Here is a 23,949-nt window from a genome sequence, read left to right as displayed (position 1 = left end):
TTACTTATTCACAATTTCAGTAAAAGGATAAAATTAAACTTATATTTGAAAGTAAAACATAAGCACATTGAAAATTTCTCAAAAAAAGGATGTTAGTATCTTCAGACAATTCGACTTTAGCAGCACTGTGAAAAATGCAAAACTAACCGTTATAACGGGGCCGATGTTCTCTGGAAAAACCAAATCGTTAATTCAGAAAATAAGCAAATACAATTCGAAGAATAAAGCGGTATTGGTCTGTCAGCCTAAAATTGACAGTCGTTATAGTCAACATTCAATTTTATCACACGATAAAGACACTGAAGTAGAAGCAGTATCTATCGCTAATCCTGCAGAAATTTTAGACTTATTTCACAAAGCCAATATTGTTGCAATTGATGAAGTTCAGTTCTTTGATAATTCTATTATCCCAGTCGTTCAAGAAGTTTTAGACGCTGGTAAATCCATTATTGTTTCTGGATTAGATTTAGATTATGCAGCAAAACCTTTTGGAACCATGCCTGAATTAATGAGCATGGCTGATGAAATTGAAAAATTGAATTCAGTTTGTACTTTCTGTTCTGGTCGCGCTAGATATTCGCATAGAATTACTGATGAAAGCGAAGTTGTGGTGTTAGGAGAAAAAGATAAATATGTACCTTTATGCAGACAGTGTTATAATGAATTAAAAGAAAAGTGAAACTAGATTTAACAATAGATCAGATTTGTCAATTATTACAGGCAAAATTTATTGCTAATTCAAACATTTCAAAATCTTTTAAGATCCAACAAATCATTATTGACACACGTATACCCACGTTGTCAAAAAACTCACTTTTTATTAGTTTAAAAGGACAGAAAACAGAAGGATCTTTATATCATACTGATTTTGCACAAAAAGGTGGTCAAATCATATTAACAAATAAAGCAATAGATAATTCATCTCTTGCACAAATTATCTATTCTAACCCACTCGAAGCACTTCAAAAAATAGCGGCTTTTCACCGCGGTAAATTCAACATTCCTATTATTGGAATTACAGGAAGCAATGGCAAAACAACCGTTAAAGAATGGCTTTATTATGTGCTTAAATCGCATTTCAATATTGTGCGCAGCCCAAAAAGCTATAATTCACAAATTGGAGTAGCCTTATCAGTTCTAGAAATCAATAAAAGTCATAACCTTGCTATTATTGAAGCCGGTATTTCTCAAGTTGGCGAAATGGACAAACTTGAAGCTATAATTCGACCGACAATAGGTGTTTTTACGGGATTAGGAAGTGCTCACGACGAAGGTTTTCCTGAAAATAACAAAGCAGACGAAAAATATAAATTATTCAAGAACGTTTCTCTTCTTATAGAAAAAAGCAATCATGAATTCAGTGTCATTGATAAAATCAATGACAAATCAATTATTTATTCTTTAGAGCAAGATTCAAAGAAAAAATGCACATTAAATTCAATCGACGAGCAATTTACTTATACCATTCCGTTTAATAGCGAAGCTGCAAAATCTAATGCGGCCTTAGTTTATTTAATTGGGAAAGAAATGGGCATTGATATTGAAACGTTATCACAAAACCTCACTCAAATTCCACCAATTTCAATGAGGCTAGAAACAATTCCTGGCAGCAATAAGAATAATATAATTAACGATGCTTACAACCTTGATAACAACTCCTTAAATGTTGCCATACAGTATTTGGCATCGAATCAATCTGACAAAAAGAATGTATTGATTATTGGAGAATCGAATCATGACGCAACCAATACCATTCTAAAACATCTAAGAAGTTTATTAGACAATTTAACTTATACCGACATCATTTATATTGGTGCTAAGGAGAATATTTTAGATTTTGATTTTATCACACAGCAAAGAAATTCGGCTGATGAATTCTTACAAAATCCGATAAATTTTAATGATGCGAATATATTAATAACAGGTACTAGAACGAGTAAGTTAGAGCGTATTGTAAACTATTTTTCTGAGAAATCGCATATCACGCGACTCGAAATAAACTTGAGTGCGATTCGTCACAACATACATTTTCTAAAATCAAAACTTCCCACGAAAACCAAACTCCTAGCAATGGTGAAAGCCCATTCGTACGGTGTTGGTTTAGTAGAAATATCTACATTTTTAACCAAGGAAAAATTAGATTATTTAGGCGTTGCATATGTTGATGAAGGTGTTGAAATAAGAAAGGGTAATGTTAACTTACCAATTATTGTAATGAATACAGAAAGTAATGCATTCGACAATTTAATTCAATACAAATTGGAGCCGAGTATATATTCCTTATCACAGCTCAATCAATTCATTCATCAATTAATTTTATACGGGATTAAAAACTATCCGATTCATATAAAAATTGAAACAGGAATGAACCGATTAGGATTTAAATTAGATGAAATTCAAGATTTGATTGCTTTATTAAAAAATCAACCTGAAGTTTATATAAAATCTGTTTTTTCTCATCTATCTGTAGCGGGAAACCCTAATGAAACCAAATTTACAGAAGCACAATTCGAAAGTTTTGATCAAATATCAAATCTAATAAATGAACAGGTAGGATATCAATTTTTAAGACATATATTGAATACTGACGGCATTTTAAACCATGCTAATGGTCATTATGAAATGGTAAGAACTGGCATTGGGCTATTTGGTTTAATTCCTAATGAATCGAATTTACAGAATGCCTTAAGTTTACATTCAAAGATCTCACAAATTAAAAATGTTCAAAAAGGCGATTCAATTGGATATGGCAGATCATTCATTGTAGACAAACCTATGCGTATAGGCATTGTTCCTGTTGGCTACGCGGACGGCCTAAGACGTAGCTTAAGTAAAGGAGTATGGCAATTCTATATCAATGGACAATTCGCGCCTATAGTAGGATTTATTTGCATGGATATGTGTATGGTCGATTTAACTGACATTACCGCTCAAGAAGGAGACGATATAGAAATTTTTGGGGACAATAATTCAATACTTGATTTGAGTAAAAAACTAGACACCATACCTTACGAAGTAATCAGTGGCATTTCTTCTAGAGTACATCGTGTATATATTGAGGAATAGATTATTTTTCAATAAACAACTCAGTCATTACCTGACCATCAGTTTTCATTTCAAATCCTAATAATTCAGCAATAGTTACAGGAATGTCAATTTGTTCACGTTGCAAGTCAAGAATTTCATTCTTTTTAAAATCAGGGCCAGCTGCTAAACAAATTATTCTTCTGCAACCTTCGCAATTATCTCCGTGAGAAACAAAACCATCTTTTCGTCCATCCAAATGGCGACCATGATCGTTCGTAATAAAAACAGTTGTTTTCCCTTTATAATGTTCGTCAGTTTGAAGAAACTGAAAAATTTCATTGATGTACTTATCAGTTAACTTCATACTAGATAAATACTTTTCCCAATTACCTGCATGACCCCATGAATCCGGATCTTTAAAATTAATCAGCACCAAATTTGGCTTATCCTCTTTTAAAATTCTCAATGAATTATCACGCGTCACATGGTCGGGGCGATAACCACTAAACCTTCCGTTATAACCACAATCTGCAGCTGGCCTATATTGCCCTCTCCATTCTTTACATTTACAATCTGTCAATACTCCTAATTTATCTTTACTCGCGATAACATAAGCTGCTTTTCTAATTTTTCCAGATTTTTTAAGAAATAGTTGAAAAATTGAAGGATTTTTAGGGATTACCGTTCCATTATTAGGAATTCGTTGATATACACCAGTAGTAATCGCAGTATGCCCAGCCGTTGTTTCTGTTACTCCATTATTTCGGAAGTTTTTATAAAGCACACCATGTTGAACAATATCATTTGCAAAATGCGGAATATTGCTATGCGTTGAATCTCCCCATGTTTCCGTATAACGCGGTCCATCCATAATGATCACAACTACATTTTCGGTTTTATATTTACCGTCTGTTGGACTTTGAGCAATAAGACTACTCGCAAAGAAAACTAACGCAATTGTATATAGCAGATTCAACTTTTTCATATTACAAATTTATAAAAATAGTCGATTTAAATCTCTCGCAATAAACAGTTTTCAGCAATCGAATGTGAAATAAAAAAATGGATCAACTTAAAAGTTCCTTAAAAATGAATTTATTTTGCATTATTTATTTTATGCGTATATTATTAATTCTATTTGGTTTTCTTTCATTTTCAGGTAAAACTCAATTTTTAGACAATTTTGAGGGCAAATCCTTTGGAGAAGTACCTTTTTTTAATCAAACATTCGTCAAACAGAACAAAATAAAATCTATCAAAGGCTATTATTCAACCAAAGCTGACTTAGATTATATTCGCAAAACGAAAGATAGTTATACGTATTTATTCAACGAAAACGGACAATTAATTCAAGAGTATAGAACAGTTTACAAGGACACAATTGTGACGAATTACTTTTACAATGAGAAAGGATTAATTTCAATCAAAAGAAAATCAGACGAAGGTGGTTTCCATTCCTACCACTACACTTACGATGAAAAAGGAAGAATTTTAACGGAGGAATATCGAAGAGATATCAATCGAAAACGCGCACAAACTAATTTCGAATTAGACAGAACCTTTATCGTAAAAACAGATCGTTTCTCATATTTAGATTATGACAGTTTAAATTATAAAAAGACCTATTACAATCAGGCTGACAAAGTATTTAAAGAAGAGTTCTTTTACTATAACGAATTTGGCTATTTAGCAAAATCAGAAGGACGTTTAAAAATGGGATCAGGTTTGAATAAAACGGAACTATTCTATGATGCACATGGAAGAGTTGTTACAAAAACAAACAAAGTCATTTTAAATACTGAAAAGCTTGAAAAATGGACTTACGAATATGACAAGTTCAACAATATACTGGCAGAACACTATTATAAAAATGGTGTTTATACAACCGAACAGCAATTGGTTTATTACGTAGAAAGTCTTTTATTAAAAGCGATTATAAGTCGTGATGAAGAAACCAACTTCCTCACCATCTTACAATTCTCAGATTATAAATACTTTAACTAGGTTTTAGTGCTGAATGAATTGCAATTGAGATTGCAGGAATTCAATTCCCGTCAAATTCCACTACATTTCTATCTGTTTCAAACAGGCGAACCTTTAAATCAAGATCAGCAGATAACTTATCTCTAAGTTTTTGCCAAATTACGACACAGATATTCTCGGCTGTTGGATTGAGGTTTTTAAACTCTTCACAATCGAGATTAAGATTTTTATGATCAAATCGATCTTCAATTTCAATTCTAATTAAATCTTTTAACACTTTAAGATCTATAACGAAGCCCGTTTCAGCGTTAATTTCTCCTTTTACCCACACTTCCACATTATAGTTGTGTCCATGAAAATTAGGATTATTACACTTTCCAAAAACGGCATCATTTTTAGCCATATCCCAATTTGGATTGAACAATCGATGTGCTGCATTAAAATGTGATTTTCGACAAACAGAAACTTTCATATATAAGCTGAATCCTTTTGTGTAAAATTAAGAAAAATAAAGCCATAAAACGGGAATTTATCGCTTATTTACTAAATGTTTTAAATAGCAAAAATGAATATTTTTATTTACTTTGCAAGGAATAAGAAAGTGACTTTATTTAATCAAGACCAAATTCTATGAAAAAAATTTTAATAGCTAGTTTATGTTGCATGTTCTTACTTATAGCATGTGACGGTAAAAACGGTTCTGGTGATAATGATGGAGTTCTTGCGGCAGATTCTATCGATATGAATTTTGACGATATGAGCGCATTTTCATTAATAAATTACGGTTTAAATATGCAAATCATGTTACCAAAAGTACAATCATCAACAGGTGCAAGTATTGAACCAGAAGTAAAACACGATGAAGGTGATTATTTATGGTATTTATCTATCGGTCCAAGATTCACTTTAATAATAGAAGATTTTGGACGTGAGAAAAATAAATTAGCCGATGAACGCAAAAGGCTAAATGAATTAGACGACATTTTTAATGTTGAATTTTTGCAAGACGACGATAAAGTATTGATGTACAAAAGAACATTACACGAAGGCAGCGGAGGAAAACCATCGTACCATTGTTATGGGACAACCGAAGTTGATGGATATACTTATATCTTCAAAACGGATCAAGACGGAACCTTTAAACCAATTGTAGAAGATATGGTAAAAACAATACGTTCTGCTGAACCTATAAATATTGACGCATAAAAAAAGGCCAAGTAAAAACCTGACCTTTTTCAAATAATTCGAGAAATACTAGTATAATTTCAACTTTAAAAAAGTTCTCATTTCTTTTATTTCTTCTCTATTAAATTTGTTTTCAGACTTTCTTAATAAGTGCATCAAATAAGTTAAATTTTCTGCATCTGTTCCTGGCTCTATTAAAAATTCTTCTCCTTCATCGTCCTCTTCTTTTTCAACCGTATGATCGAAACAATCATTTTCAGTTATGTATTCCGAAGCCAATCTTAACACTTTAGCCAACAGAGGATCTTCGTCCTTCAATGCTTCTTCTCTAAGGTCCATTAAACTTTTAGAAATTTTCTCAGCATCAAAACCTTTTTCTAGGCTTTTAATGACTTTATCAATTTTTGCATTTGCTTCTTCTCTTAACATCAGATATAAAATTTTCATCAAAAATAATTAATCTATATAAAACTGAGCAATAAAACTTAAACAAGGTTAATTTTAATTGCAATTTTTGTAATTTCACAATCAGATGAAACAGGTTGATGTTATAACTTCTCATAATATTTCTATTGAATATGAAGCTGCCTCTTTAGTGAATAGAGGTGTAGCACTTTTCATAGATTTGTTGATCCAAACGTTCTATTATATTGCTTCTCTCTTCATCTTATCTTCCCTTAATATAAACATATACTCTAATGATATAGAGTCTTTTATAATTATTTTCATGACCCAATTACCTGTCATGTTTTACAGTTTATACATGCATTTTATTTTAAAAGGTCAAACCATTGGAAAATTAGCTGTCGGCATTCGCGTTGTTAAACTAAACGGACATAATGCAACAATTAGTGACTATACTTTATTGTGGACATTTAGATTGGTTGATTTTTGGTTTTCACTAGGTGCAATTGGCGCTTTATTCATTTCTACAACCGAAAAAGGGCAAAGATTGGGTGATGTTTTAGCAGAAACTGCTGTCATAAGAAATAAACCAGAACAATTATACGCCATTAGTGACATTTTAAGTATTAAAGATCGATCTAAACATACCCCTACTTATTTAGCCGTATCAAAATTTACCGATGAAGATATGATACTAATTAAAAATGCCATTACGCGTGTCAAAAAATACCCAAACGAAGCGCATAAACAATTTATAAGAGAGCTTGCTAGCAAAGCCGCGGACGAACTAAAACTAGATGTAGTACCAGAAAAAAAATTAACTTTTCTAAAAACACTATTACAAGATTATATCGTATTGACCAGATAAAATTTCTGTTCGGTTAACTTTGTTTGCAATTATTATACTTTTAGCTCAACTTATTGGCCATGAATTGCGTTTATTAAAAAAATACTAATGAAACCTAACTTACTGCTATTTTTTTTCTTTTTTACTTGTGTCGTACATGGTCAATCTTTTCTTGGTCCAGATCGTACAATTTGTGAAGAAGACTCGATAGTGTTAAACCCTGATATTCCCGACGCTCTTTATGAGTGGCAAGATGGTAGCACAGAACAAACACTTATAGTGAAAGAATCCGGTAGATATTGGGTCGTAATTGACAATGATGGCGTGATTACTACAGATACCGTTGATTTGATTTTTGGAACGATGCCTGCACTGAATCTTGGAGAAGACATTTATAGATGCAGATTGGACGAACCTCTTGAGTTTAATTTTACTCATCGAAATACAACCTACGAATGGCAAGATGGAAGTACGGAGCCCAATTATATAATAAATGAAGCAGGATTATTCTGGGTAACAATTATTGATACGATTACCGGCTGTACAAATACAGATACTTTAAGAATTGGTTTAGATTATTTAGGTCTTGATGTCATCACCTTTAATAACCCTACTTGTTATGGATTGGCAGATGGATCAATTACCGTTGGAACTAGTGGTAATTCAGAAGAATGTGATTTTTTATGGGTTCCAGAAAATATTATCGGCGGTGCAACATTTAACAATCTCACGCGAGGTGAATACTTTGTAATTGCCAATGATGGTGATTGTATTGATAGTATGTATATAACGTTAGAATGGCCAGATTCCTTATTTGCAGATATCGTGGTTAATGACGCACTTTGTTACGGAGATTCGTCAGGATATGTTGTGGTTGAAACGGTTTACAATGCTCAAAACGACTTGAATAATATTTCGTACTTCTGGGCACCAAACTTTATGGGTGTAGAAGGCGTTGGAATCGACTCTGGTTATCATATGCCAATTGGTGAATACACGTTGCTTATTAACGATGATAATGGCTGTTCTTTTACTATTGACTTTGAAATAGATCAACCTACTGAAATGAAATTTGCGGAAATTGGGTTTGAGCCGGCTTACTGTCGTTTATTCAACTATCAATCTGGAAATGGTATTGTCTATGCATCTGTGAATGGTGGAATTCCAGATTATGAATATAAGTGGGAATATCTCCTTGACGGCTCGTTTACAAATAACTCTACCTGGGGAGCCCGTAATCCTGGGACTTATAAAATCACCGCTACCGATAATCAAGGATGTGAATTAATCCAAATTGTGGAATTAGACTCTGTAAGTCCTATCGCTGATTTCGACGTAATTTCTGATCAACTAGATCATAATTTAGAAGGTACTGAAGTTGTTGAAGCTACATTTGTTAATACGTCACTTTATTTTTCTAACCCTATCGATCCTTCAACTGATACTACTTTTTTCTGGAATCTTTATGATGGCGAAGTAGATTGGCAAATCTCACATAGCTATTTTGAAACTTTCGATTCGACTTATATAGGTGAATTTATTTATGATGTTTGTCTAGTTGCAATCAATAAAAACGGCTGTAAAGACACCACATGCAAACCGCTAATTGTTCATGTCAAACCAGAATTTGATACGCCGAATATATTCACACCAAATGGTGATGGTGTAAATGAAATTTTCACATTTGAGTTTAGAACATTAGGTATTAAAGACTTTAACTGTATCATTACAAATAGGTGGGGCGTACAAGTAGGTGAAATTACTGATGTTCTTGAAGGTTGGGATGGCAACAATATGAACGGCGACCCTTGTAGTGATGGTGTATATTTTTATGTCTTTGAAGCAGTAGCAACGAATCATACCGAGTTTAATGGCACCGGAACCGTACAGTTAGTGAGACATGAGTAGCTCCCTAGATTTATATATGAAAGATTAAATACTGTTTTTATTCAAGTATCTTGCAAAAGAGTACTGATTTGTACCTCACTTAGCAACCCTATTCTTTATGTGGAAGAGGTAAAGCTTCAATAGGACAAGTGGGTATCACATCATCCATATATATGAACCGTCAAACTAACACTATTATCTAACATCTATAAACTATCACCTTTCTTTCTAAAACCATAGAACAATTGCCCCCAGAATGTTTTAGGGAATTTGTCCATATCATCAAAACCTAATTCAATATCTCTTCCATCCTCCGGTATATAATTCGTTCGGAAAATATAATCCCAAATACTTAATGAGATACCAAAGTTGGCACCGAGTTGTCGATCTTTCGGCAATTCTTTAGCATGATGCCAAATATGCATTTTTGGATTATTTAAAATATACTTCAACGGCCCATAAGACAAACCAATATTTGCATGATTTAAATGTCCAATAGCAATGGCGATATAATAAGCAACGAATATCATTTCTAAATTAAATCCTCCGATTAAAACAATCATTAAATATTTCATTGGCGAATAAAATACATTCTCCATCCAATGGAATCTTAAATGCGCAGCAAACCCCATTTGCTCAACCGAGTGGTGCACTTTATGAAAACGCCACAAGAAATTAAACCGATGCAATAAATAATGGGTAAACCATTGAATGAAATCAGTAGCAATAAAGAATATCACCAATTGAATCCACCAACTAAATTCGTGCATATTAAACAGTGCAAAACGTTGCAAATCTCCACCAGTGATATCTCCGATTGCTTTATTTGCTATTCCTGTAACCGCCATAAAAATGACCAATTTAAAAATGTAAAAATTGAAGAACATATAAAAAGCATCTAACCAAAAATCCTTTCGAATTATCGCTTGATTTTTCCGCCAAGGAAATATTATTTCTAACAACCACACAACTAAAGACAATACTACCAACCACCAAAAGTAATTGACATACCAAGGCGTTACTTGAAATGTGATTTCATTCCAGGTATAATTCGCAAAACTCTTAAAAGAGGAAATAAACACATCCCAATAAGAAGCTGTTTCGGCACCATTTCCTTGGCCAAAGACAAGCAATGGCACAATCAAAATAAGGGCTACTAAAAATTTTCTACGCATTTCAGTTTTAATTTACAGCACTAAATTAGTTCAATTGATTAACTATATTTGTGTGAAAGATCACAAAACAAGTATATGATTGGAAAGTTAGAACAACAATTAAAAGACGAATTAGCATCAATTAAGGATGCTGGATTATATAAAGAAGAACGAATTATTGTCACACCACAAGGTGCTACTGTAAAAGTTGACAGTGGTAAAGAAGTAATTATAATGTGTGCCAACAATTATCTTGGTTTGTCTTCTCATCCCAAAGTTATTGAAGGTGCAAAAAAAGCACTGGACTCTCACGGATTCGGTATGTCATCTGTTCGTTTTATTTGTGGAACGCAAGACATTCATAAAACATTAGAAAAAAAGATATCTGATTTCTTAGGAATGGAAGATACAATTTTATATGCTGCAGCATTTGATGCAAACGGTGGTGTATTTGAACCTTTATTCGGTAAAGAAGATGCGATTATTTCGGACGAATTAAATCATGCTTCAATTATTGATGGAGTGCGTTTATGTAAAGCTGCAAGATATCGTTATAAGAATTCTGACATGGCTGATTTAGAGGCACAATTAATTGCTGCTAAAGATCACAGAAATAGAATCATCGTTACAGATGGTGTATTCTCAATGGATGGATATATTGCTAAATTGGATCAAATATGTGATTTAGCAGAAAAATATGATGCCATGGTTATGGTTGATGATTGTCACGCAACGGGTTTCATTGGTAAAACTGGTAGAGGAACACACGAACATAACAATGTAATGGGACGTGTTGATATTATTACAGGAACATTAGGTAAAGCCTTAGGTGGAGCAATGGGTGGATTTACAGCTGCCAAAAAAGAGGTTGTTGATTTATTAAGACAACGATCAAGACCATACTTATTCTCTAACTCATTAGCACCTTCAATTGTTGGTGCTTCAATCGCAGTTTTTGATTTATTAAGCGGTTCAACTGAATTAAGAGACAAACTTGAAGCGAATGCTAAGTACTTTAAAGAAGGTGTAATAAAAGCAGGACTAGATGTACGTGAAGGAGATTCACCGATTGTACCCGTAATGCTTTACGATGCAAAAATCGCTCAGGAATTCGCTAATAAATTATTAGATGAAGGTGTTTATGCAATTGGATTCTTTTATCCTGTTGTTCCTAAAGATTTAGCGCGAATTAGAGTTCAGCTTTCTGCTGCACATACTAAGGAGCAATTAGATAAGGCCATTGCTGCTTTTGAGAAGGTTGGAAAAGAACTTGGTGTAATAAAATAAAACACTACTAAGCTTAAAATGAGGGTAAACACGTACGTGTTTACCCTCATTTTTTTTGTCTTAACATTTAGTATATTCGGCGGAATACTTATTGCTATTTATCATCCCATAACCAAAACCCCAAAATAATGGTTAAATATTTAGTACATGTTACTGTGTCTTTCAGTTGCATAAACTTTACAAAACTGTGTTTACACTATGACTCTTTATCAACTCATTTACGCAAATTTGATTTAAAACAAAATACATTTCATCGACCAAGTATAGTTGCGCATCAAAGTGAGATTAAGCTACTGAACACTTCTTCTTTTATTGTGAATACGAATATTGTATTGGTATTTGCAGGTATCTTCCTAATGCTTATAATACTGTTTATCCTCAAAAAATATAAGCAGCGAAAACAGGCAGCACTAAACCATCAAAAATCTATTGATGATCAGATAGAAAAAGAAACCAAAGAAAAACTTGAACTCGCCGATATCAAACAAACTTTATTAACCAATATATCACATGACATTCGAACCCCACTGACCTTAATAAGGGTGCCAATACTCAATCGAATGGGGTATGTAGCAGGCAAAGACAAAGAAATTTACGCTAACATTCTTGAGAATACAGAGCAACTTATTTCAATGGTTAATGAAATAGATGAAGTCAATAAATTAAAATCTGGTACACTGGCATTGACGAAAAGTAAATTTAACCTAAATCCAATTTTAGAAAGTATTCATGCCAGTTTCATACCCTTATTCAACAAAAAAGAGATTGAAATATCTTGGAATATTGAAATCGCAGAAATTTGGATTGAAGCCGATAAACAAAAATTAAAAATAGTGTTGAATAATTTATTCATCAATGCTTATCAAAATGCGCCAAATGGCACCAAATTACATTTTAACTGTGCGATAGAGTCGGCTGAAAAAGGTGAAAATTTACATTTTAAAATCACCAATAATACCGAACCAATGCGTGAAGAAGAAATTTCAAAACTATTTGATCGGTCATACCGTGCTACAACAGCTGGTTATAAAGGTTCTGGTATTGGGTTATCAATCACCCAACAAATCATAATAGCACATAAAGGTAAAATCAAAGCATATCTTATAAATGAAAGCACCATCTGTTTTGAAATTAAACTTCCTGTTATTTACCAGGATAGCGAAATGAATAACGCATCAAACGTCAATACGATCCTTCAAAATACAAGTATGCCTTATGCAGCCAATTATAAACCATATAATAAAAAACATACCCTCTTAATTGTTGAAGACAATGAAGCAATTATGAAATTACTCTGCAATCTTTTATCTCCTCAATATAAAATAATCACTGCTCAAAATGGCATTATTGGAGAGGCAAAAGCGATTGAGAAAATACCAGATTTAATTGTGAGTGATATCATTATGCCTTTAAAAGATGGAATTTCTCTAACCAAATCAATAAAGAGTAATATCAATACGGCCCATATCCCTATCTTACTCTTAACTGCCAAAACAGGATTGATCAATAAACTAAAGGGGTTCCAATTTGATGCAGATGGATATATTACTAAACCATTTCATCCGGAAGAATTATTTGCGCATATCTCACACCTCATTCGACAAAGAGAAAATCTAAAAAACATATTCAACAAAAACTTATTAGACCCGACAAACATCTCCGATAACGAGCAAAATGAAGACAAATTCATTCAAAAAGTGAATAAAATTCTTGAAAATCATTATCAAGATGGCGACTATAGTGTAGCACAATTCAGTCTTGATTTAGGATTAAACAGGAATAGTTTGCACAATAAATTGAAAGCACTCACTGGATTGTCCGCATCTCAATACATAAAATGTTATCGACTTGAGAAAGCCAAAGAATTGATCCTCAAAAGTAATTTGAGTATAACATCCATTGCGATCGATACCGGGTTTAACAGTTCTCAAGCCTTCAATAAAGCCTTTAAAGAACGCTTTGAGAGCACGCCTAGCGACTTTAAATCAAGCATTTAAATCAATACGGTTTTATAATTTTATTCAAAAACCATGACATCTGTTTCATTATAAATGACATTTGTTTCATTCGCTCTTCGACAAAAATCAGAAATTTATCACAACTCGAGTAATTAAAAATTTGTGTTTTTTATAATACGGTTAGGATCCAATACATATTATAATAAATACTCACTTTATTAAATGGTGAACGCCGAAAACCCAAAACAGAGTAGGCACAACATTAAAACTTAATAAAATGAAAACGAAATTATTACAAAACATCGGATTAGGCATATGCCTATTGATGGCAGGTAGTTCATTCGGACAAGCCTTTCAAAGTACTTTTGCGACAGAAAAAATTGACTTTAATCATTATTCCATAGAAAGTATGGGAAAAGGTGGAAAGGCCTATTTTTGCGCAGGAACCTTATTCGATGCTGCGTCAGGGAATAATGACATCCATGTATTTGCATTAGACTTAAATGGAAATATGATTTGGGAAAGAATCATAGATCATTCAAAAGATGATAGAGCATTAGATATTTGTTTTGACGGAAAGAAAAACTTGGTCGTTACAGGTTATATTCTATCTAAAAAAACAGGTACTAAAGATTTATATGTAGTACAGTTTGACATTGGTGGTACATTTATAACAGATCATGCATTAACCAGCTTCCAATCTGGTGTTTCAGCTGGAACAAATGTAATTTATTCTCAGTCTAAAGACGAATATATTGTTGGCGGTTTCTACGCAGATGCAATGGATAGTTATCCACTTGGTGGAAATAAAGCCATTACTGTTAGATTTGATAATTCATTAAATTATCTCGATCACATTCAAATTTCGCAAGAACTTGACGGGCATTCATCGATCAACGATATTGTTGAAATTAAAGGAAAAGGATATTACCTAACGGGAAGTATTGGTCTAAAATATGGAGCTCCTAATTATGCAACACAAGGAGTACTTTCTATGTTTGTCGATTTTAATTTAGGTTTACAAACTGATTTATCGTTTGAAAGTACCAATTCTGAGCATATTGGTGTTTCTGCAATCTATTCTGATTTTGAAGATCGCGTTTATTTAATGTCCAACAATAGCATTATTCACAATCCACAAATTAGTATAATTGAGGATGTAATGGGAAGTCCAGTACCAACGAGTAATTATTATTTAGAGTTGGATCCAAATTATGGTTCATCTAATGCTGCAGGATTCGAATTAAAACAATCCCTTAGCGATCCACGTTTATTAGTAGCTTGTGGGTACTTCAGAACATTTACAGATGGTATTACTTCCAATAATGCAATTCCATGGATTACTGAGTTTAAGAAAGAAAGTGGCGGGATGGTTCACTATCAACATTGGCCAGCAAGCTCACCAAATTTTCACGCACATGGCGGTGGTGTTTTCTCAACGTTTAGCGGCGAACATCCTTATATCTTTAATCAAGAAATATTAACTGAACGATGCGATGTTGATGGATATGCATTTATTGGTGCCCGAGAAGTTGGTAGCAATTTCGGTATCGATATTGTAACGACTAATCTTGGATGGGAAATGCCTTGTTTTAAAAGAGATAAATACAAAGAGCTTAAAATTAAGAGCGTTAAAATTGTAGATACTAAAATCACATACGATCCTATCAAGTACTACAATCCTAAGCTAGATCCAAAGGAAACTAAAACTAAACGCTTCATTTATTGCGACGAAATTGTTGATAGCCCAATGATTTTAGATCAGCGCGTGGACGAATTTAGCAATGCAAATAAAATGAATGAAGATAGACTGACGGATATTAAAACAATTCCTAATCCTTTTAACGAGTCTATTAATGTTGTCCTCAACCAGAAAAATGAAGGTGGCTATTTCACTATCCGAAATACACTAGGACAAATTGTTTACCAATCACAAAATTTTGATCATGAAATTTATCAGATCAATATTGATGGTAGCGAATTTAAAACTGGTATATATATTTTGAATTTTACAAATAATAATGGAGAACAATTCACTCAAAAAATTGTAAAAAAATAATAGCTTTTAATAAATAATAAAAGGGTTGGCGCAAAATGTGCCAACCCTTTTTATATTTCTTCAACTAATAGTTTAGTTCTAATTATAAATCAATTCAGCTGCTTCAACCATACGAATAAACTCAGCTCTATAGCCATTCTTATCATCCCCTTTACTTTTTACAGCCAATTGATACACATCATCATAAGTTAAATCTTTACTAAATTCTGATTCTCGTAACAACATTCCAAGACCAGCAACCGCTGCTGAGAAATTAAAGTTATTCGACAATGCAGCCTTCGATGTGATCTTGTTTTCTAGGTTTCTTTCTATCAATTTACTCACATCACCATCTGGTTGTTTATAACGGAACTTAACCGTTAGAATTTCATTCCCGTACGTTTTTGCTTTATCTTTATTTGCTTCCTGGTAACGCAATTGATCCTTTGAAGGCTCTTCGTCACCAACCAATACAACTTCGTACAATGCAGTTACCGAATGACCAGCTCCTATTTCACCAGCATCTTTTGTATCATCATTAAAATCTTCAGCATTTAGCAATCTGTTTTCATATCCCACTAATCTGTATGACGAAACAATCGATGGGTTAAATTCAACCTGAATTTTTACATCCTTCGCAATCGTTAATAGCGTCGCTCCCATTTCAGTCACCAAGACTTTTTTCGCTTCAAAAACATTGTCGATATAAGCATAGTTTCCATTCCCTTTATTCGCCAACATTTCCATTTTAGAATCCTTGATATTCCCCGTTCCAAAACCTAAACAAGTCAAGAAAACACCCGTCGCTCTTTTCTTTTCAATCAAATCTTTCATCGCAGCATCCGAACTCATTCCAATATTAAAATCGCCATCAGTTGCTAAAATCACACGGTTATTTCCGCCTTTAATAAAATGTTCTTGGGCAACTTTATAAGCCAATTCAATTCCTTGGCCACCTGCCGTTGATCCTCCAGCGTTTAATTTGTCTAATGCATCCAATATTGTCTCTTTATTATCCGCTGTGGTCGATTCTAAGACCGTTCCTGCAGCCCCAGCATAAACAACGATTGCAATTCTATCTTTCTCGCCCAACTCGTTTACAAGCATCTTAAATGACTTTTTTAATAAAGGCAATTTATTTGGTGTCCCCATCGAACCTGAAACATCCAATAGAAAAACTAAATTACTCGGAGGCAAATTATCCGTTTCAATGCGCTTACCTTGTAAGCCAATATGTACTAATTTATTATCACTCCATGGGCAATCACCAATTTCTGTTGTAATTGAAAATGGATCGTCTCCTTTAGGTTGCGGATAGTCGTAAGTGAAATAATTAATCATCTCTTCAACACGAACAGCACCTTTATCTGGTTTAACCCCCGTACTTAAAAAACGACGAATATTAGAATATGATGCAGCATCCACATCAGCAGCAAAAGTAGACAGCGGACTTAAAGCAACTTCCTTAAATCTATTTTCATCCATGCCTGCATAAGATTCGGTATTGTGATAGACACTTTCACGTTTACCTGTAAAACCATTCCCAGCAAAACCAGTCGGTGCATAACTTCTATTCGATTTAGATTCCATATGCATAACAGGAGCCACATTATCCGTCATCACAACCTCTTCGTCATGCATCACAATTTCTGGAGGAGCAACATTCACAACCAAATTAATATTGATTTTTTTAATTTTTTGGTCGAGTACCGCCACATTCGATTTTCGGTATTTTGCATAACCAATAAATGTTGCCGTTAAATAATAAGAACCAACAGGCACATCTTTAAATTCAAAATTCCCTGACTTATCCGTCAAAACAATAAGTTCCTTTTTGTCCGCTTCGTTTTGAATTTTCACCGAAACCCCTTCTATCGGATTCTGATTCGATTTATCCTTAATCGAACCACTAATTGTTCCTGTTTTTGTCGCTGCAAATAAACTTGAAGTGAAAAACAGCATTGCAAATAATATATTTAAACCTTTCATAATTTCTTCTTTCCCTCCTGTAAAACTCAAAGTCGAAAAGGTTCATTTAATTTTACCTCATCTAAAAAAACTTCCTTTTTTAGATGGGGTAAAATAGTTATTAGTCTTGAGTTGATAGCCTGATGTATGTGTTAGAACTGAGGTGTATAAATTATTAAAAGTATCTTATTTTCTAAAATTGGGCGTTACCCCGGAGGTGCGGGGTCGCGCTATTCGTTCTTATCTTTTTTTATCCTCCGACTGACGCGGATGGATAAAAAAAGGATATCCACTGCTATCGCTAACGCGAACTTGGAATCGTATTAATGTTTATTAGTCTCACCTACTCGAGAAAAGATAACCTCCAAAAAATAATTATTCCTATAGGATCCCTCGCGATTGCATCGCGTGGTTACGAATGTTTGAACAAAAATAATTCATGGACTTATCCCTTGCTAATAACTAAAAAGCCACGCGAAACAATCGCGCGGCAGCGAAATAGAGTAAACTATTAAATTTCGAATAAAAAATACGAAACCTTTAATATTAAATTCTTTGCCGTCAAAACCTTTAGCAAAACCCGTTTTTTTATTTTAAATTCAATTATAACGAACATTTACTGGAAGAGTAAATTCAACAGCCACAGCTTTACCATCTTGCTGTGCGGGTGTCCATTTCGGCATAGACTTAACAACACGCATAACTTCTTCATCAATTAATGGATGTACCCCTCTTATCGTATTAACATTCTTTAGTTCTCCCGTTTCGGTTACTAAAAAACTCACATAAACTGTACTATTATTAATAGTTAAGTTATCTATATTTGGTAGTTTAATATTATTTGCCACAAATTGAGACATTTCTCTTTCACCTCCAGGAAAACGCGGCTCGTCCTCACTGGCTAGTATAGCTCGTTGATTCCTAATATTAGACAAATGCTCAACAGATACAATTTCAATATCATCTTGCTCCACCGCACAATTACAATCAAAAATATAAGGCCTGATTTTACGCTTTAAATCGCGTTTGGCTTGATTAGTATTCTGCCGCTTTTGATCCGTTTGCACAAATTCTTGAAAGTCAATCTCATCACTAAAATTAGTAATAGACTCAAAATTATTCGCGATTGATTTTTTCCAATCCTTCATCTTAGCTTGTTTTAACTGAACTGTTTGATTGCTTCCCTTTACTTTTACCGAGCTTGCATAAAAGTTATCACCACTCCAAGCTATGACAACAACATCATACGCTAAATCATTATTCAAACTATATTTATAGTTGTTATTGGATTGATACAACTTTACATAAGAAGTAAATTGTTTCGGAATCATATAGACCGTCACCTTATCAAAAGCTTCGTTATTCGCTATATTCAGTTGCCAAGGCGCAAAACTGACAGTTGTCGTTCTATTGTTCCCTTTAATTTTAGCTGTTGTTCTCATTTGACTTAAAGACATCAAACAATCAACATTATACCAACCTAAATTACTCACATTGGCTCTAACAATTGGTCGGCTCGGTGGAACGATAACCGAATTATGTACCGGCTCTTCTGGTTCTATTAATGCGGAAGCTACATTTCCAGTATTTGAACCACGATTGCCCAATTGGATATTACGATTATTCGGTTTTCCTTTTTTATCCATATCCAAAGCTTTGTATACTTTGTCCGAAATAAATTTGGTTTCTGCTGCCTGCAAATCTTTGCGACTTTGATTCGAGTTTTTATTTGCTTTTGCATTCTGATCAATATACTTCTGATCTAAATCATTTTGTTCATCCCAAAATTCCTTCTGTGCCGTTTTAATGGATGCCGAGAATTCTTTACTTTTTTTGCGGTAATAATCAGCCAATTTATTCCCCGCCTTTGTTGAAACATCAACCTTACCTTGATTCAATTTGGCAAAAGCTGCAAATTTTCGACGCAATGATCCGCTTGTTCGTCTCATCGCCATCGAGTCGACTGTTGCTAATTTCTTATCTAAATTCTTGATGTACAATTCTAAAATAGCATCATCACAAGATTCATGAATCAATGGCATCCGTGCCTCGAATTCTTTAGTCGCTAAATTGGTATTGTTAAAGGTCCTATTCCAAATTGTTTTAACGAGAATCGGGTTTAAACCGCATAAACGTTGGGATTCATTTATTGCAATAGAAGAGTCTATTTGTACTTTTGAATGATAAAGATCATCCTGCGGGAACGGCATAAACATAAGTGTAGGACTAATCGTACCAATCAATAATTCTTGAAGTCCTGCGGTATCAGGAATAGACACATTTCCAAACTCATCCCCAAACGAATAATACAAACTATCCTTAAAGTCCTTATTCAAATAACCCCATTCGTCCATTTTAGGTTCATATTTTGGCGGATAAAAATCTAAAGTCAAAATATCTACTGCTTTTAAAGGACGTTCAAAAGGCTTGGGGTTGGTCCATTTAATTTCACCATTATCCATCTTCTTGCCATCGTAGAACATCATTTCAGGTTTATCAGTATATGCAGGAATATCAACAATCAAATCATTACGTAAACCAATACGTTTATCCTTAGCAAAAGCATCAAAATAAAGCATTCCGCCACTTTCTAAACTGTCTCCTTCCATTGTTTCTGTACTCAATCCAGCAAGCAAAATATCTTCGACTTTTAAGGCTTCTTGAACAAGAAAATTCACCTCATTCAAATCTGTATCAAACGAATTAGCAGGAACAAAAATCACCGCTCCTCCGGCAGTTTCAATCACCGTATCACGTTTTGTATTGAGATCAAAAAACTGTTGATCGAGCATCGTGTTGGGTTCCGCAAACAAACTATCATTCTCCAGAAGATGTATTGTATTGATAGTTTCAACGGCCACATTTTCAAACTGATCTTCACTATTCTCAGATGCAGATTCGAATTGACTAATTGCAAATCCAGTTAAAGCTGCGACTAAGATTATAACAGCTCCAATTTTTAAAACTTTTTGGAATACATACTTTTTCCTAGCGCGAATGGCATCATTTTTAAGACCTAATCGCTGAATGCCTTCAACCAAATCTTTTTGAAAGTCATACTGATCTTTTAATTCACTATTATTCGTCAACTTGTCTTCAAATAAAGACTTTTGTTCCGGATTTAATGCATCCATCATATACGCTTCTATTTCTTCAATTATTTTAAGTTCTTGTCGCATGGTTCTAGTTTTTAAGGTTTAAATTTTGGTTCTCAATTGCCTTTGATAATTCGCGTGCAGATTCCATGCATTTGAATTTCTGTGTTTTGGCAGATTGTACCGATTTATACCCAAACTTTTTGGCTATTGCGTCCATCGACAGTTGCTTATAATAAAAAGCGGCTAATATGTTTTTACATTTTTCTCCGAGTTGTTTTAATACTTCATCAATAATCTTGAATCTACTTTCTTTTATGAGTTGATTTTCTATTTCATCTTGATAAGCTAAATCTTTTAGTGCTGTATCACCTGATCCTTTTCGTACATTTTTCTTACGGAGCTCATTACTCCATAATAGTTTGCAGGTATTAATTAAAAAGCCGCCAATCTGTACATTGTCATTTTTAGTGATTGTTTTTGCCTTATTAAACAAGACAATTAATCCTTCTTGAAAAATATCCAAAGCCTCTTCTTTAGATCCTGAATTGATTATAATATGCTTTTCAATCTTAGGGTAATAACGGTACAATTGTGTAAAAGCCCTTTCTTGCTTCCCACTTTTCAATTGTTCTATAATTTTTGTTTGATTCATTTTTGTTTCTTTCCCTAAGATGTAATGAAAACGAAAAGGTAACTTTTTTTAAAGAAAAAAGAGTAAACACTAAAGAGTAAAGACTCTTATAATGCACCCGAGGTAAGTGTATTCATTATAATTTTTTGGGCGTTACCCCGCAGGTGCGGGGTCGCGCTATTCGTTCTTATCTTTTTGTCCATACCGCTATAGCGGACAGAACAAAAAGGATATCCACTGCTATCGCTAACGCGAGAAGTGGGGTTGAGTTATAAATAGATTTTTTATAGTCCTCCTAAATATTGATATTCACAAGAGGGGAATATGTGACCCTACCCTTCGACTGACGCTCAGGGCGGTGCAGGGTCAATTACTCACCTTACCTCGACAATGGGTCATCTTTTCCTCTACTCGGCTCCGAAAAGAAAACCTCCAAAAAACATTATTACTTGAGGATCCCGCGCGATTGCATAGCGTGGTTATGGGAGTTTAAACAAAATTAATTCGTCGACTTATCCCTTGCTAATAACTAAAAGCCACGCGATACAATCGCGCGGCAGCGAAATAGATTAAACTAATAAGTTTCGAGGAAAAGATAGCTGCCAAAAGACGCTATATTCCTCTACTTGGCTCCGAAAAGAAAACCTCCAAAATTATTCCTTGAGGATCCCGCGTGATTGCATCGCGTGGTTAGTGGAGTTTAAACAAAATTAATCCACCAACTTATCCCTAGCGAATAACTAAAAGCCACCCGATACAATCGCGCGGCAGCGAAATAGATTAAACTAATAAGTTTCGAGTAAAAAATAGTAGCCTAAAGAATCTTTATTCCTCTACTCGGTTCCGAAAAGATAACCTCCAAAAAACATTATTCCTTGAGGATCCCGCGCGATTGCATCGCGTGGTTACGGGAATTTGAATAAAAATTATTTCTCGGATTTATCCCTTGCTATTAACTAAAAGCCACGCGATACAATCGCCCGGCAGCGAAATAGATTAAAGTATTAAGTTTCGAGGAAAAGATAGCTGCCAAAAGACGCTATATTCCTCTACTTGGCTCCGAAAAGAAAACCTCCAAAATTATTCCTTGAGGATCCCGCGTGATTGCATCGCGTGGTTAGTGGAGTTTAAACAAAATTAATCCACCAACTTATCCCTAGCGAATAACTAAAAGCCACCCGATACAATCGCGCGGCAGCGAAATAGATTAAACTAATAAGTTTCGAGGAAAAGATAGCTGCCAAAAGACGCTATATTCCTCTACTTGGCTCCGAAAAGAAAACCTCCAAAATTATTCCTTGAGGATCCCGCGTGATTGCATCGCGTGGTTAGTGGAGTTTAAACAAAATTAATCCACCAACTTATCCCTAGCTTTTTACTAAAAGCCATACGATACAATCGCCCGGCAACTATTAGTGAAAGTTTCTTTTCATAAGAAGTATTGAAAACGAAAAAACAATTTTATTCAGAATAATTGTATTCTAAATTTTAGAATAGTGGGTTTGACGTCCTTAAAACTTGCGCAAACCCCAATTTTAGTTTAATTTTAAATTGTGAAAAATCTAACTTTAATCTGTCTTTTATTGATTTCAACCCAAACCATTACAGCTTGTAAAAAGAAAATCATAAGCGGTAAAACTGATCTGACTGTATTTATGTACGATATGAGAACAGGCGAAGGTATTGATGGTGCGCAGTATGAAATTTTTCAATCCAGAGGTTCGTATACTGAATTATCAGGTTCAGAAATAAAAGAGATAACTGAAGGAAGTTTAGAAAATGGTAAGGCGGATATCAATTTTAAATCAAAACGTTTATCGAATTGGGTGACTATTATGCGCTTTCCTTTCTTAACAGAAGTTTACTTCTACGAAGGCGACTACTTTGAATTTGTAATAGATAAATTTGAAAAAAATCACATAGAAATTCCAGTTCTGCCCATGTGTGACGTCACTTATCATTTCAAAAATACAGCTTGTACTAGTGAGTCAAATTCAATGATTTATAAAAGACGTCATACGCTTATTGATGCTGAATTTGGCAGGTGGAATCCGATCCCATTCACTGGTTGTTTCGATCAAATATCTGGTCCTGTGCAATTCCCTGCTGGAGATTATGAAATCTTAATGGAAGTGACAAAAGATGGCATCACTGACGTCATTCCATTCAGTTACACCGTGCACGAAGATGTTAACAATATCGTTGAACTCTTTTATTAGAACCTATATTTATCAAACGATTATCTATTCAAAAATAGCATCAATCTCCTTTGCCAATTGATAGTCTGTATCCGTTATAGAATTCGCGTCATGTGTTCTTAATGCGAACTTGATTTGCTTGTAACCGAATACTTCAAAATCCGGATGATGGTTCATTTCATTTGCAACTTCAGCTAAAGCATTTAAACGATTGATAATATCCGAGAACGATTCCATTTCGAATGTCTTAACCAACTTATCATTTTTTTCAACCCAACCCATA

18 protein-coding genes are annotated in these 23,949 nt (G+C 34.0%); 10 read left to right on the top strand and 8 right to left on the bottom strand.

Translation table 11 applies throughout. From position 1 onward, the window contains the following. The first annotated feature begins 67 nt into the window (after positions 1-67). Together T367_RS0113140 and T367_RS22360 are read left to right on the top strand one after the other, a co-directional pair. Positions 68-679 (top strand): thymidine kinase, encoded by a 612-nt coding sequence (locus tag T367_RS0113140; protein ID WP_084274425.1) that lies wholly within the window; start codon positions 68-70, stop codon positions 677-679. Further along, complete coding sequence (locus tag T367_RS22360) at positions 676-3,066, top strand: bifunctional UDP-N-acetylmuramoyl-tripeptide:D-alanyl-D-alanine ligase/alanine racemase (protein WP_035844038.1); 2,391 nt, start codon at positions 676-678, stop codon at positions 3,064-3,066. Before T367_RS0113140 ends, T367_RS22360 begins: the two co-directional genes overlap by 4 nt. A gap of 1 nt (position 3,067) precedes the next feature. Here T367_RS22360 and T367_RS0113130 read toward each other — a convergent pair whose 3' ends face one another. Beyond that, positions 3,068-4,012 (bottom strand): alkaline phosphatase family protein, encoded by a 945-nt coding sequence (locus T367_RS0113130; protein WP_027420268.1) that lies wholly within the window; start codon positions 4,010-4,012, stop codon positions 3,068-3,070. Positions 4,013-4,143: 131 nt separating this feature from the next. On the opposite strand from T367_RS0113130, the gene T367_RS0113125 reads away from it, so the two are divergent. After that, entirely contained in the window at positions 4,144-5,031 is an 888-nt protein-coding gene (locus T367_RS0113125) for a hypothetical protein (RefSeq protein ID WP_027420267.1), read from the top strand. Between the two features lie 40 nt (positions 5,032-5,071). Here the strand turns inward: T367_RS0113125 and T367_RS0113120 are convergent, their stop codons facing one another. Then, entirely contained in the window at positions 5,072-5,482 is a 411-nt protein-coding gene (locus T367_RS0113120; protein WP_027420266.1) for a 6-pyruvoyl trahydropterin synthase family protein, read from the bottom strand. Positions 5,483-5,640: 158 nt separating this feature from the next. Here T367_RS0113120 and T367_RS0113115 point away from each other — a divergent pair, with 158 nt between their 5' ends. Further along, the gene (locus T367_RS0113115; RefSeq protein ID WP_157454230.1) at positions 5,641-6,216 is read left to right on the top strand and encodes a hypothetical protein; all 576 of its coding nucleotides are present in this window, start codon (positions 5,641-5,643) and stop codon (positions 6,214-6,216) included. A gap of 48 nt (positions 6,217-6,264) precedes the next feature. On the opposite strand, the gene T367_RS0113110 is transcribed toward T367_RS0113115, so the two are convergent. Then, positions 6,265-6,642: a hypothetical protein gene (locus T367_RS0113110; RefSeq protein WP_157454229.1), complete on the bottom strand. Its 378-nt coding sequence runs from the start codon at positions 6,640-6,642 to the stop codon at positions 6,265-6,267. 85 nt (positions 6,643-6,727) lie between these two features. Between T367_RS0113110 and T367_RS0113105 the strand changes: the two genes are divergently transcribed. Both T367_RS0113105 and T367_RS0113100 read left to right on the top strand, forming a co-directional pair. Next, positions 6,728-7,468: an RDD family protein gene (locus T367_RS0113105; protein ID WP_027420263.1), complete on the top strand. Its 741-nt coding sequence runs from the start codon at positions 6,728-6,730 to the stop codon at positions 7,466-7,468. Between the two features lie 87 nt (positions 7,469-7,555). Beyond that, entirely contained in the window at positions 7,556-9,355 is a 1,800-nt protein-coding gene (locus T367_RS0113100) for a T9SS type B sorting domain-containing protein (protein WP_027420262.1), read from the top strand. A gap of 185 nt (positions 9,356-9,540) precedes the next feature. On the opposite strand, the gene T367_RS0113095 is transcribed toward T367_RS0113100, so the two are convergent. Continuing rightward, positions 9,541-10,509, bottom strand: a complete 969-nt coding sequence (locus T367_RS0113095; protein WP_084274423.1) for a sterol desaturase family protein — start codon at positions 10,507-10,509, stop codon at positions 9,541-9,543. A gap of 75 nt (positions 10,510-10,584) precedes the next feature. Between T367_RS0113095 and kbl the strand changes: the two genes are divergently transcribed. From kbl to T367_RS0113080, 3 genes are all read left to right on the top strand, one after another. Continuing rightward, on the top strand, positions 10,585-11,775 hold the full coding sequence (kbl, locus tag T367_RS0113090) for a glycine C-acetyltransferase (protein WP_027420260.1): 1,191 nt from the start codon (positions 10,585-10,587) through the stop codon (positions 11,773-11,775). Positions 11,776-11,903: 128 nt separating this feature from the next. After that, positions 11,904-13,772 carry a hybrid sensor histidine kinase/response regulator transcription factor gene (locus T367_RS0113085; protein WP_084274422.1) on the top strand — a complete coding sequence of 623 codons (1,869 nt, stop codon included), beginning with the start codon at positions 11,904-11,906 and terminating at the stop codon, positions 13,770-13,772. Between the two features lie 238 nt (positions 13,773-14,010). After that, positions 14,011-15,792 carry a T9SS type A sorting domain-containing protein gene (locus T367_RS0113080; protein ID WP_084274421.1) on the top strand — a complete coding sequence of 594 codons (1,782 nt, stop codon included), beginning with the start codon at positions 14,011-14,013 and terminating at the stop codon, positions 15,790-15,792. A gap of 78 nt (positions 15,793-15,870) precedes the next feature. Here the strand turns inward: T367_RS0113080 and T367_RS0113075 are convergent, their stop codons facing one another. The 3 genes from T367_RS0113075 to T367_RS0113065 form a co-directional block, all read right to left on the bottom strand. Continuing rightward, complete coding sequence (locus tag T367_RS0113075) at positions 15,871-17,790, bottom strand: YfbK domain-containing protein (protein ID WP_245593053.1); 1,920 nt, start codon at positions 17,788-17,790, stop codon at positions 15,871-15,873. 548 nt (positions 17,791-18,338) lie between these two features. Then, a complete protein-coding gene (locus T367_RS24020) occupies positions 18,339-20,918 on the bottom strand; it encodes an energy transducer TonB (protein WP_051568543.1) in 2,580 nt (859 codons plus the stop codon). Positions 20,919-20,922: 4 nt separating this feature from the next. Beyond that, positions 20,923-21,489, bottom strand: a complete 567-nt coding sequence (locus T367_RS0113065; RefSeq protein ID WP_027420256.1) for an RNA polymerase sigma factor — start codon at positions 21,487-21,489, stop codon at positions 20,923-20,925. A gap of 1,532 nt (positions 21,490-23,021) precedes the next feature. Here T367_RS0113065 and T367_RS0113060 point away from each other — a divergent pair. After that, positions 23,022-23,687, top strand: a complete 666-nt coding sequence (locus tag T367_RS0113060) for a hypothetical protein (protein ID WP_157454228.1) — start codon at positions 23,022-23,024, stop codon at positions 23,685-23,687. A 24-nt stretch (positions 23,688-23,711) separates the two neighbouring features. Here T367_RS0113060 and T367_RS22350 read toward each other — a convergent pair whose 3' ends face one another. Then, the gene (locus T367_RS22350) at positions 23,712-23,948 is read right to left on the bottom strand and encodes a 4a-hydroxytetrahydrobiopterin dehydratase (protein ID WP_035844007.1); all 237 of its coding nucleotides are present in this window, start codon (positions 23,946-23,948) and stop codon (positions 23,712-23,714) included. Position 23,949 lies beyond the last annotated feature (1 nt).

Origin of the sequence: Crocinitomix catalasitica ATCC 23190 (genome assembly GCF_000621625.1) — a bacterium.
Classification (GTDB): domain Bacteria; phylum Bacteroidota; class Bacteroidia; order Flavobacteriales_D; family Crocinitomicaceae; genus Crocinitomix; species Crocinitomix catalasitica.
The sequence above is the reverse complement of the archived record's forward strand: the minus strand, read 5'-3'. Positions and strand labels throughout refer to the sequence as shown.